This window comes from uncultured Maribacter sp. (genome assembly GCF_947500985.1).
GTDB lineage: Bacteria > Bacteroidota > Bacteroidia > Flavobacteriales > Flavobacteriaceae > Maribacter.
On record NZ_CANMTX010000002.1, the window covers coordinates 557,830 to 569,519 of the forward strand.

The 11,690-nt window shown below is 34.8% G+C and carries 10 protein-coding genes; all 10 read right to left on the reverse strand.

The features are described 5' to 3' along the window. Nucleotides 1-111: 111 nt before the first annotated feature. The 10 genes from mgtE to Q0871_RS06085 all read right to left on the reverse strand — a co-directional run bounded on the left by mgtE (nt 112) and on the right by Q0871_RS06085 (nt 11,664). Nucleotides 112-1,464 carry a magnesium transporter gene (gene mgtE / locus Q0871_RS06035; RefSeq protein WP_299319470.1) on the reverse strand — a complete coding sequence of 451 codons (1,353 nt, stop codon included), beginning with the start codon at nt 1,462-1,464 and terminating at the stop codon, nt 112-114. After that, nucleotides 1,451-2,317: a 16S rRNA (adenine(1518)-N(6)/adenine(1519)-N(6))-dimethyltransferase RsmA gene (rsmA, locus tag Q0871_RS06040; protein WP_299319475.1), complete on the reverse strand. Its 867-nt coding sequence runs from the start codon at nt 2,315-2,317 to the stop codon at nt 1,451-1,453. Before rsmA ends, mgtE begins: the two co-directional genes overlap by 14 nt. 20 nt (nt 2,318-2,337) lie before the next feature. Continuing rightward, a complete protein-coding gene (locus Q0871_RS18735; RefSeq protein WP_367275131.1) occupies nt 2,338-2,970 on the reverse strand; it encodes a DUF4286 family protein in 633 nt (210 codons plus the stop codon). Nucleotides 2,971-3,044: 74 nt separating this feature from the next. Next, nucleotides 3,045-4,832 (reverse strand): tetratricopeptide repeat protein, encoded by a 1,788-nt coding sequence (locus Q0871_RS06055; RefSeq protein WP_299319479.1) that lies wholly within the window; start codon nt 4,830-4,832, stop codon nt 3,045-3,047. 116 nt (nt 4,833-4,948) lie between these two features. Further along, complete coding sequence (locus Q0871_RS06060; RefSeq protein WP_299319483.1) at nt 4,949-5,275, reverse strand: multidrug efflux SMR transporter; 327 nt, start codon at nt 5,273-5,275, stop codon at nt 4,949-4,951. A 44-nt stretch (nt 5,276-5,319) separates the two neighbouring features. Continuing rightward, nucleotides 5,320-6,162, reverse strand: coding sequence for an endo alpha-1,4 polygalactosaminidase (locus Q0871_RS06065; RefSeq protein WP_299319486.1), 843 nt, complete (start codon nt 6,160-6,162; stop codon nt 5,320-5,322). 103 nt (nt 6,163-6,265) lie between these two features. Continuing rightward, nucleotides 6,266-7,807 (reverse strand): amidase, encoded by a 1,542-nt coding sequence (locus Q0871_RS06070; protein WP_299319489.1) that lies wholly within the window; start codon nt 7,805-7,807, stop codon nt 6,266-6,268. A 246-nt stretch (nt 7,808-8,053) separates the two neighbouring features. Further along, a complete protein-coding gene (gene serS, locus Q0871_RS06075) occupies nt 8,054-9,325 on the reverse strand; it encodes a serine--tRNA ligase (RefSeq protein WP_299319493.1) in 1,272 nt (423 codons plus the stop codon). 78 nt (nt 9,326-9,403) lie between these two features. Next, the gene (locus tag Q0871_RS06080; protein WP_299319496.1) at nt 9,404-10,735 is read right to left on the reverse strand and encodes an HTTM domain-containing protein; all 1,332 of its coding nucleotides are present in this window, start codon (nt 10,733-10,735) and stop codon (nt 9,404-9,406) included. Nucleotides 10,736-10,737: 2 nt separating this feature from the next. Next, nucleotides 10,738-11,664 carry a bifunctional riboflavin kinase/FAD synthetase gene (locus Q0871_RS06085; protein WP_299319500.1) on the reverse strand — a complete coding sequence of 309 codons (927 nt, stop codon included), beginning with the start codon at nt 11,662-11,664 and terminating at the stop codon, nt 10,738-10,740. Nucleotides 11,665-11,690: the final 26 nt, after the last annotated feature.

The following is an 11,690-nucleotide window of genomic DNA, read 5'->3' on the forward strand; positions in this document are numbered from 1 at the left end:
TCATTTCATCCTGCTTTTGGAAAAAGGGATAGTTTATTTTCTGTGAATGTAAAATTTGATATAGTAAGATAAGCAAAGCGCCACTATTCTAAAAAGAAGATGAGCTGTTTATTAAATGCCTAAAATCAATTTTGCAATAGAGAAGTAGATTAAAATACCGAAAATGTCATTACTGGTTGTAATGAAAGGTCCGGTTGCAATGGCAGGATCTATACCTCTTTTATCTAAAAATAATGGAACGAAAGTACCAATGAACCCTGCTACTACGATTACCGCAATTAACGAAATGGAAATTGCCAATGAGGTAGGGAAATCTCCCTTCCATATCCATGTAAAAATCAATAATAAACACGAAAGAATAAATCCGTTCAGTAATGCCAAAAGCATTTCTTTAATCAATCGGCTACCTATACTTCCCTTAATATCATCATTTGCCAGACCTTGAACAATAATAGCGCTAGACTGAACACCAACATTACCTGCCATTGCGGCTATAAGTGGGGTAAAAAGGAATAGCACAGTATATTCGCGAAACATTTCTTCAAAACCTCCCATAATTACAGCTGCCCCTGCACCACCAAAAAGACCTAGAATTAACCATGGTAAACGTGCTTTTGTAAGATCCAAAATGCTATCATCTGCTTCTACATCTTGTGATATACCCGCTGCCATCTGGTAATCGCGTTCAGCTTCTTCTTTTATAACATCTATAATGTCATCAATGGTAATACGACCTACCAGTCTGCCTATTTCATCAACTACTGGTATGGCTTCTAAGTCATACTTACTCATTATTCTAGCAACTTCTTCTGGGTCTTCGTTGACATTGACAGAATCTACGTTCTTTATAAAAACGTCTTTAATGTGAGATTTGGTCGAAGTGGTCAGTAAATCTTTTAACGATAATCTTCCTTTTAGTTTGTCTTCGTCATCAACTACATAAATGGAATGTACACGCGTAACATTTTCTGCCTGTGCCCGCATTTCTTTTACACAGGTAAGCACATTCCAATTTTCATTGACTTTTACAAGCTCTTTTGCCATAAGTCCGCCAGCAGAATCGTCAGCATATCTTAATAGATCAACGATATCTTTTGCATGTTCCCTGTCTTCAATTTTAGAGATAACGTCTTGAATCTGATCTTTGGGTAGCTCGCCAATGATATCTGCAGCATCATCGGTATCTAGCTCCTCTAGTTCACCAGCAATTTCTTTTGTAGAAAGACTACTTAATATAGCTTCACGAACGTCTTCATCTAACTCGGTAAGGACATCTGAGGTTTTGTCACTATCCAATAACTTAATTAGATAGGTAGCTTTTTCCTTATCTAATTCATTAATGATCTCGGCGACATCGGCATAATGCACAGCACCTAGCATAGAATTAAGTTCAGCATCATTGTTATGTTCAATGAGCTGTTCTATTTCTACTACAAATTCTTCGGTTAGCTTAAAGGGTGTCATTTACTATTTTGTTCGTCAATGCTATAAAATCGTCGACAGCTAATTGTTCTGGTCGAAGGTCAAATATAGTATCTTCTCTTAAATTATCTGATAATGTAAATGTTTTTAAACTGTTACGTAAGGTCTTTCTACGTTGATTAAATGCAGTTTTTACCACACGATACAATAGTTGCTCATCGCAAGAAAGTTCAAAATTTGCTTTACGAGTTAATCGTAATACGCCCGACTGTACTTTTGGGGGAGGATCAAAAACATCTGGTTCAACGGTGAAAAGATATTCCGCTTCATAAAAAGCTTGTACCAAAACCGAAAGAATACCGTATGCCTTACTGCCTTCTGGTGAGCAAATACGTTGCGCGACTTCTTTCTGAAACATTCCTGAAAATTCAGGTATTTGATTTCTAAGGGTTAACATTTTAAAAACTATTTGCGTAGAGATATTATATGGGAAGTTACCAGTTATACCAAATTGCTCATCGCCAAAAAGGGTTGAAGTATCAAAATTTAAAAAATCTGCTTCAATTACCTTAAAAGTACCGTCACCTTCAAATGCTTTGGGGTGTTCTAGAGGGAAGGTCTCATTTAAGTAAGTGATGGACTCCGTATCCAAATCCATAGCCACTAAATTACTATCTCGTAAAAGAAGGTATTTAGTAAGTACTCCAGTACCCGGACCAATTTCTATTACATTCTTATAATCTTGTTGTAATAGTGTTTCGGCTATTTGTCGGGCAATGTCCTCATCTTTTAAGAAGTGTTGGCCTAGGTATTTCTTTGCTTTTACAGGACCTTTTTCGTATTGCTTTTTATGAGCATACTTATCACCTTTATTCTTCTTTCTTTTCGTTCCCATAGCTCTAATTTAACGGTGCCTTATTTTGCAATATATGCCCAAGCATTTTTTCCTGAAGCCAATTGAATTTCAATTCTTTCGTAAGCTTCACCTTCGTATCTATCTGCTTTTTGTAATTCTTGATGAGATAGGGTGTACACTTGCCCTTTTATAGCATCTTCTTTAATACCTGTATGTTGAAGGGTAGGGTAGAGGTTAGCTACTTTTGTATCAGATAATGCATATAAAGGTAATTCGTCTTCGAATCCGTTTAAAGGTCTTGCGAAAATTCCCAATTGTACTTCTAATTCTTGTAAAGTTCCGTACGTAAATAGATAATGAGTAGCAGTTGCTCTTTGTACAAAGAATTCATCTACTACTTCTAATTCCGTTTTAAAAGAAACTAATTGACCAGCAAATTTCTTCTGAATACTTTCTATTAGCGCAGGTGCGTCTTCTTCATAGTATCTTTCTAAGGTAGCTTTGTCTTTTACGGTATATTGTACCGAGTACGTGAAGCCGCCCATATCTTCTTCAACTAATACTTTTGCGAATTTTGCACTCAAGAATTTACCTGTTGATAGTACTTTTGGAATATGTGTTTCTTTCATCCACTGCAACCAGGTTTCATGAGCTGTTTCTTCTACATTCGTGGTAACGTTATATATATACATGGGTTTATCAAGTTCTATTTGAAATGCAAAGTTAGTTCAACTAGGGCTTAAAACGAATTAGATAATACCTGTTTTTAATTTATAGCGTCTCCACGTAAAATTCTAAAGTTCTTTCTTGCTTCAGGAAAGTAGTAACTGTCTTGATAATTATAGATGATTTTCTCGTATTGCTGTTTAGCTTTCAACGGATCGTTCAATACTTTTCTATACAATTCGCCAAGAGCATAATAGGCATCATCGGCTAGAATGCCATTACCGTAGAATGTGATGATTTTTTGATAGTTTAGTTGCGCCTCTTCGTACTTTTTTTGCTTCTCAAATAATTGTGCTTGTTTTAAAAGTGACTCATCTTCAATTTTTTCTCCTTTATGATTTTCTAAAATATCGCCTAATGCTGTAATTGCCTCATCAGTTTTATTTTGATAGGCTAAAAAATCTGCCCTAGCATATTTTTTTAGAGCAGTTTGGGTAGAGTCTTCAAGTGAGTTGTCTGATATCAATAGGCTCAATTGCATAGCATCGTTGGCAATTAGTTGAGAGGTAGAACTTCGCAATACCTTTAATTGCGTTAATGCCCAATCGAAATCTCCTTTATAGAAACTAGTTTGTGCTACTTTATAACGGGCATCTTGACCAAGTACATCGTTCTTTAATTTTTGCTGAATCTGAGAGAAGTAGATGAGTGCTTCGTTAAACTTTTTGTCATAAACCAAAATATCACCTAATGCTAATTTTAAATATGCGGTACCTCTATCATTTAATGGTAGTTCTAAACTATTCTTCAGCAATTTTTCTGCAGGCGCTGGGTCATTCTTTGTAAACGTTAGAAAATTAGCATAGGCTACTTGAAGTTGTAACGATTGCGTTTTGTAGCCATATTCATCTACTAAGTCATCGTATTTTTTTTGAATAGCATCTAATTGATTGGTAGAAGCATTCAATAATTCAATGTCAATGAGGTTTAACTCTGCATCTAATTGGGTTATTTTATTGCTGGTATTTTCAATAATATAGCTGTAAATATCTTTGGCAACTTCATGTTCTTCATTATCTAGAGCATCGTTGCCTAAATTTTCTAAGCGAGTTGTAGAGCTGCCGTTCATACGTTTGAAAATGGCTTTTTCTTGCCTGAACGCACTGCCGTATTGCTTTTGCTGAACGAATAACCAGCTTAAAAGTTCGTTCCAAAGAATATTTGGATTCTTTTGTGCGCGTTCTAATAGTACTTTTTTTAAGAGTATGTTGTTTTTGTTTTCCGCATCTTCAGAAACGAAATCATCAATACTCCTTAATATGTTAGATTTAGATGTTTTGCCATCAATAACAAGATTTAGATATGAGTTATACATTGCTTCGACATTGCCTTGTTCTCCATAAATTCTGGCAAGTTGAAAGTTGAAGTTTAGTGCCGGATTTAGTTTCATTGATGTTTGAAAGGCTTTTATAGCCATATCTAAAAGACTGTATTTTTGAAACTGAAGACCTATGGCATATCCATAATTAGGATTTTTAGAGATGATATCTAAAGCTTTGTCATAATACGTTTGTGCCATTTCTTCTTTTTCTTGAAGGGCATAATTGTAACCTAAGTCTATTAATAATGTTGGGTAGGGATTACGGTCTTTTAGACGCTGGTTTAAAAAATCTTCAGCATCTTGGTAGCGTTCTAATTGCTGATAGCAAGCAACTAAATCTTGAACATATTCCGTTCTTCTCGGGCTTTTTTCTACTAGTTTTTCGTAAAAAACTACTGCTTTTTCAAAATCACCATCAGCAAAATATTGCTTTGCTAAGAAATCATCTTGAGCAAAGGCAAACATAGAAAGTGCTAAATATGTTATTATGAAAAAGATAAAGCGCATAATCAAATATACATAGAATGCAGTAAGTTGTTGTTAAGTAGATGCTAACAAGCACTTGATTTTATGCGATAATAGTATTTATTTTTTAGTGAGTAATTCTTGTAATAACTATAGTATTAATGAGATACTACTTTAAGACCTATAATAGAACCTATTAATGTTGTAATGAAAAGTAAACGTAAAAAAGTAGCTGGTTCTTTGAATACGAATATACCAACTAGTACTGTACCTACGGCACCAATACCTGTCCACACGGCATATGCGGTACCAATGGGTAATGTTTGTGTCGCTTTCACTAATAGTATCATACTTATGGCAAGTGCAACTAAAAACCCAACATACCATAAGTACATTTCATTACCAGTGGTTTCTTTGGCTTTACCTAAACAAAATGCGAAGGCTACCTCAAAAAGACCCGCGATTATTAATAGTGCCCAATTCATAATACAAATACTTAGTTATACTAAAGGTCGATAATCTCTTCTACCTATTCATTGTAATGAAGGTATTTTTTAAGTGTGGTGTCTTCGCAGATAAACGAAAGATCTTCGTTGTAAATAGCTTGGTAATCAGCATAAACCTGATCGCAGTTGCTTTCGTTATAATGAATTATAATAACGAGTTTTTCGTTATCTAAAAAACTTTGTGCTCCGGAGGTATCCCACCAATTTTTCTCATCATTGTATGATTCATACGTTACCCCATCAAAATCTTCCGCATTTTCAACGAAGTTCTTTGCCATGCATTTCATACCTTTTTCATGTACATAATTACAAAGCTCTTTATAATAGGCAATACCATCTTCTTTCGATACTTGAATGCCATAAGTTTCTCGTGTGTCATCATATAAAGCCCAATCCATATTATCGAATTCTACCCAATCAAAACCTAAATCGGCAATTTTATCAATTCGAGCTTTCATAACATCGATTATTCCGGTAGTGGTAGTATTTACAAAATATTCACCTGGCCACTCTGCCCATTGTTCTGCAGTTAAAAAAGGTTGAAGCTGATTGAAATCATCTCTCCAATCTTCACCTGTGCCAATGCTTATATATGCCGCTAATTGATTGCCATTTGCTTTTATTGCAGCAATTGATTCTGCAACATCATCTTCAAACGGATCAACCAATACATAAGCATTAGTTGCATTTAAAGCAATGTACGCAACTTGGTCTACCTCAAAATTTTCAATATATGCGTGGTTGTAGACTGGTATAGCGTTGAAATTTTCATTTTCTTCCGTTACCTCTTCGATATTAGTATTGTCATCTTGGTTACTGCAAGCAAGAAAGACCGATAACATTAAAAGTAAGACGAGGTTTTTCATAATAAGTATTTAAGGTAAAATTTAAGACAAATAAAAGACTGTCTGTTTATATACGCCTAGGAATAGAAATTAGCCTATTCGAACCTTAATGTGAAAGTTGATGCTATTTTAAATCGGGTGATTTTCTGTGTTTGGTGCCCTGTTCATAAGAATAGCTAAGTCCTATTAAAACAGGCTCGTCATACATTCTGCCCAGAAACTGAAGTCCCGCAGGTAGATTTTTACTTGTAAAACCCATAGGAACTGTAAAAGCTGGCTGCCCCGTATGCGGACTAATAGTTTGACTATTGTCTCCCTTATATTCTTCTTGAAATTGATCAATAGGTGCTGGTGGATTGTTCCATGATGGATATACCATGGCATCTAGTTGTAAAGAATCCATCATATTTTCAATAGCTTCTCTAAAAGCAACTCTGCGTATATCTGTATAGGCATCTAAACAGGGTATTTCTGAATCGTCCCATCTTCCAGTATGGGCGGCATTTCTTACTAACCTTTCTCTCGCAAAATCCGACTTGCTTCCTACTTCAATAATATCTTCAATGGTTTTTAGCGAATCATTTTTAACGTAATCGGATAAAAAAGTCTCGACATCTTCGCGAAAAGTGGCACACCATTGGTTTTGTTTTAAGTTCTGAAAATCAGGTACAATAACCGAATCGATGACCGAAGCACCTAAGGAGTCTAATTGGAGAAGTGCATTATTAAATAATTGATTTATTTCAGAATGCGGATTGTCATCACTTAAGGTTCTTAGAACACCTATTCTTGAGCCGTTTAGGGCATCTTTTTTAAGAAATTGTGTGTAATCTGCTGGTGTCTTCCCCTCTGAATATGTTGTTAGTGGGTCTTTAGGGTCTATACCTGCAATAACTTCTAATACTTTAGTTGCATCTTCAACAGTTCGGCACATAGGACCGACTACATCATTTCTCAAATAAAGCGGAACAATTGCGCTTCTACTAACTAAACCTAGGGTGGTTCTAAACCCTACTAATGCATTGTGAGATGACGGACCTCTAATGGAATTTCCGGTATCTGTTCCTAGCCCTATAGTTCCAAAATTAGCAGCGATCGAAGTACCAGTACCACCACTAGATCCAGCAGGTACATAATTGGTGTTATATGGATTTCTAGTCGTGCCAGCTGTTGAACTTTCGCTGTGCATAGGGCTAAATGCCCATTCGGCCATGTTAGATTTTGCAATGATTATGGCACCAGCTTCAACAAGTTTTTTAATAATAAACGCATCTTCTTCAGGTATATAGTTTTGCAGTGCTAGTGAACCGGCAGTAGTAGGTAAACCTTCTGTATTGATATTATCTTTAACAATTAACGGTATGCCGTGTAAAGGACGTAAAATGCCTGTTTTTTTATATTCTTCATCAAGAGATTTAGCAATGTCAAGAGCATTTTTATTTATTGTAGTAAGGGCATTTATTGAAGTATCATATTTTTCAATTCTATTTAAATATGATTGTACTAATTGTTGACTATTAAGGGTTTTGGCTTCATAAGCTTTATGAATGTCAGTGATAGTCAGTTCTTCAATATCAAATTCTATATTTTCCGTAATTTTTTCATCAGAGCAACTGAATAATATCATACTGATAATCAACAAATAGTAATTGAATTTGAAATTCATAATGTAGAAGGTTTTAAATTTTATCAATTCATGTTACTAATGAAAATTGAACGTTTTACTAAAATAATGAATATTGATGGGGTTGGGGTGTAGCGTTATAAATGAAAAGATGATTTTATCATTTCCATATTTTTAGGTATATTTTTTTAATATAAAACGCCGTACAACAGGGGTTATACGACGTTTTATTCAATATTATATTTTAGCCAAAATCTATCATTTAATAGAAAACAGCATTTTTAGTAATTAATCAATCATATCAAACCCACAATAAGGTACTAACACCTCAGGAATTTTAATTCCGTCTGCAGTTTGATAATTCTCTAGAATTCCGGCTAAAACACGTGGTAAGGCCAAAGAGCTACCATTTAATGTATGAGCTAGTTGATTCTTTCCGTTTTCATCCTTAAAACGTAGTTTTAATCTATTAGCCTGATATGTTTCAAAGTTAGAAACAGAGCTAATTTCTAACCATCTGTCTTGTGCAGTTGAGAACACTTCAAAGTCAAACGTAAGTGCAGCTGTGAAACCTAAATCACCACCACATAGTCTTAGAATTCGGTATGGCAATTTTAATTCTCGTAGAATATTTTTTACATGCTCAACCATACCATCTAAGGCATCATATGATTTTGAAGGATGCTCTACACGTACAATTTCAACTTTATCGAATTGGTGTAAGCGGTTTAGACCACGTACATGTGCACCATAACTACCTGCTTCTCTTCTAAAACACGGAGTATACCCTGTATATGTAATAGGAAAATCACTTTCGTTTACAATAACATCTCTAAAAATATTTGTAACCGGTACTTCTGCAGTTGGTATTAAATAAAGATCATCTGCAGTTACATGGTACATTTGACCTTCCTTGTCTGGCAATTGACCTGTGCCATAACCTGAAAGTTCGTTTACCAAATGCGGAACTTGAATTTCAGTGTAACCAGCTTCGGTATTTTTATCTAAGAAATAAGCAATAAGTGCGCGTTGTAAACGGGCACCTTTACCTTTGTAAACCGGGAACCCTGCGCCTGCAATTTTAACACCTAATTCAAAATCTATGATGTCATATTTCTTTGCAAGTTCCCAATGTGGTAGGGCACCTTCAGCCAATTTAGGAATATCACCTTCGCTGAATATTTCTTCATTATCTTCTTCAGTCGAACCTTTTTTAACAGAAGCATGCGGCGCATTCGGTAATTGATAAAGAAGTGTTTGTAACTCTTCTTCAGCTAAGTTTAAATCTTCAGCTAATTGTTTAGATTCTTCCTTTAATTTTACCGTTTGTTCTTTTAAGGAATTTGCTTCTTGAGCTTTTCCTGTTTTGTACAACACACCAATTTCTTTGGAAATTTTATTCGATTCCGCCAAAATGTTGTCCAAACTCGTTTGGGCAGCACGTCGGTTTTCATCTAATTGAAGCACTTTTTCAATTAAGGGTTGTGCATCAATATTTCTTTTTCCAAGGGCAAGGATAATATCTTCTTGATTATCTCTAATGGTCTGTATTTGTAACATTATTGAATTGTATTTGACTGCAAATTTACGTTAATCTTATATTTATAGCAGGTACTTTGAGGACTAAACACGTATTAACTAATTTTTAGAGTTTCCGAAGTTTGAGGGGAGAATCCAGTCGTGATGTTTTGTTTGGTGCCAAGTCTCTGCTGCAAGATCAGTTTTAGCGTTTATAAAGGGTACGTATGGCTTACGGTTGATGCTAATTTTAGAGTTTTCTAGATATACTGAAACGTTTCTGTCGTTTTTCTCAAACTCTTTTTTTAAATATTGGGCAAACTGCCAAGCGAAATCTGGATAAGCAAATATTTTGCGTTCTTGACCTCTGGATACATAATCTTTAGGTTTTATGATGAATTCTTCTTTAGTGTCTTTGTCAACTACTTTAAATCTGCCTTTGCCCTGTCTACTGCGCAGCATCATTCGCCAGCTCATTCTATGACCTTCTTCACTCCACAGTACATCATCTTTAATGGCATGGTGTCTTATAGGTAATACTAATTGAATTATGAAGTAGATAGTTGCTGTTACTAGAATTGTGTTGCTATAATTTGGTGTTGAAGAATAGGATGATACAAATGCCGGTTTAGTTTTGAAAAATATCTTACGAATGGTTTCTGGTTCAAAAAAGAAGACACTAAAAGCAATCGATAGATATGGAAAAATACCGATTTGAAATATGACGGAATTAAATAGATGAAAGAATAATGAAATAAAGAAAGCAGCTTTTCTTGTTGGTTTCCAAAGTAAAGCTGGTACAATGAGTAAATCAAACAGAATGCCAACCGATCCAATTATACTATGTATCCACGGTTCTTGTAAAATATCACCAACTAACCAGTAGTTTTTTTTAGAATGCATTAATACGGCTATGGTACTGAAATCAAGCCAATCTCCATACATTTTAGCAATTGAAGCGTAAACATAGACTATAAACAATTGTAGCACTACTGCCCATTTTACATAGGCATACATAGAATTGCTTTCTAGTTCAGGTTTCATGTTAACATCATAGGACCGACTTCTTTCCGCAGGAAAAAAGCACATAATCAACGATATCAATATGAGTAGGTAGTAATGATTATTATAAGCCGTCTTTTGCATCAAATATGTTGCAGTCCACAGCACGGTAAATGATATGATACTTAATCGATATTTGAACCCTACGGCAATAAAAAGACCTAGTAACCCCATTAATATAAAATAGAAATACATGCCGTTACCGGGCAGTGTCTGTAGAAATTCAAAATCTATAAAAGGGAAAGTGTACTTGGGAGAGATTAAATTCCGCTTTACCCAACCAGTAGCAATAGCGCCGAAGCATTCAAGAGAAACGAGTATGCCAAAAAATATACGAAAGATGATTAAAGGGCTATTATCTATGCGTTGAAATAATAACCTATTGAGCATAATTAATTTTTAATATAGTCTAGAGATTTTTCTTTGTCTTTTGCCAATTGAGCTTTTAGGGCATCAATAGATTCAAATTTATGTTCATCTCTTAAACGAACCAAAATATTAACTTGAATTTTTTGGTCATACAAATCTGCATCAAAATTGAAAAAATTGATCTCTATAGATTTATCGGTGCCATTTACGGTTGGGTTATAGCCAATATTCATCATACCGTAAACTACTATATCGTTTAGAATACTATTTACAACGTAAGCTCCATTTTTTGGTATTAGCTTATAGTCTTCAGCAATAGATAGGTTTGCCGTGGGGTAACCCAGTTGTTTGCCTATGCCCTTGCCTTTTATAATTGTACCGGTAAGCATATATTCATAGCCTAAATAGCTGTTAGCGGTTTCAATATCGCCATCTTCTAATGCTTTTCTGATTTTGGTAGAACTTACAGATACATCGTCGATTTCTTGAGCAGGAATTTCTTCTACAGTAAAGTCATACGTGTTGCCAAAAGTGATTAAATCTGTGATATTGGCATTTCTATTACGACCAAATCTATGATCATAACCTATAATTACTTTTTTGATCTTTAACGTATTTACGAGTATATCGCGTACGAACTCAATAGCTGTAAGGCGAGAAAATTCTTTGGTAAAAGGATGTATTATAAGTACGTCTAGACCAAGTTTTTCTAAAATATCAATCTTTTCGTCTATGGTATTCAGCAGTTTTATATTCGCATCTTTTTGTAAGACCATTCTCGGATGCGGAAAAAACGTAAGAACCGAAGATTTTAATTCGGTACTTTTGGCATGATTTATGATTTTACTAAGTATTTTAAGGTGACCTATATGTACACCATCAAAGGTGCCTATGGTAATGACCGTAGGATATTCTTCTTTATATTTAGAAATGTTGCGGACTGTAATCACCTATGATAGAAAATAAAAAGACTTAT

Excerpts from the sequence above, each read along its gene's own strand:
- serS (WP_299319493.1), bottom strand. The coding sequence starts at position 9,325 with ATGTTACAAATACAGACCATTAGAGATAATCAAGAAGATATTATCCTT.
- Q0871_RS06070 (WP_299319489.1), bottom strand. The coding sequence starts at position 7,807 with ATGAATTTCAAATTCAATTACTATTTGTTGATTATCAGTATGATATTA.
- rsmA (WP_299319475.1), bottom strand. The coding sequence starts at position 2,317 with ATGGGAACGAAAAGAAAGAAGAATAAAGGTGATAAGTATGCTCATAAA.
- Q0871_RS06080 (WP_299319496.1), bottom strand. The coding sequence starts at position 10,735 with ATGCTCAATAGGTTATTATTTCAACGCATAGATAATAGCCCTTTAATC.
- mgtE (WP_299319470.1), bottom strand. The coding sequence starts at position 1,464 with ATGACACCCTTTAAGCTAACCGAAGAATTTGTAGTAGAAATAGAACAG.
- Q0871_RS06065 (WP_299319486.1), bottom strand. The coding sequence starts at position 6,162 with ATGAAAAACCTCGTCTTACTTTTAATGTTATCGGTCTTTCTTGCTTGC.
- Q0871_RS06055 (WP_299319479.1), bottom strand. The coding sequence starts at position 4,832 with ATGCGCTTTATCTTTTTCATAATAACATATTTAGCACTTTCTATGTTT.
- Q0871_RS06060 (WP_299319483.1), bottom strand. The coding sequence starts at position 5,275 with ATGAATTGGGCACTATTAATAATCGCGGGTCTTTTTGAGGTAGCCTTC.
- Q0871_RS18735 (WP_367275131.1), bottom strand. The coding sequence starts at position 2,970 with ATGTATATATATAACGTTACCACGAATGTAGAAGAAACAGCTCATGAA.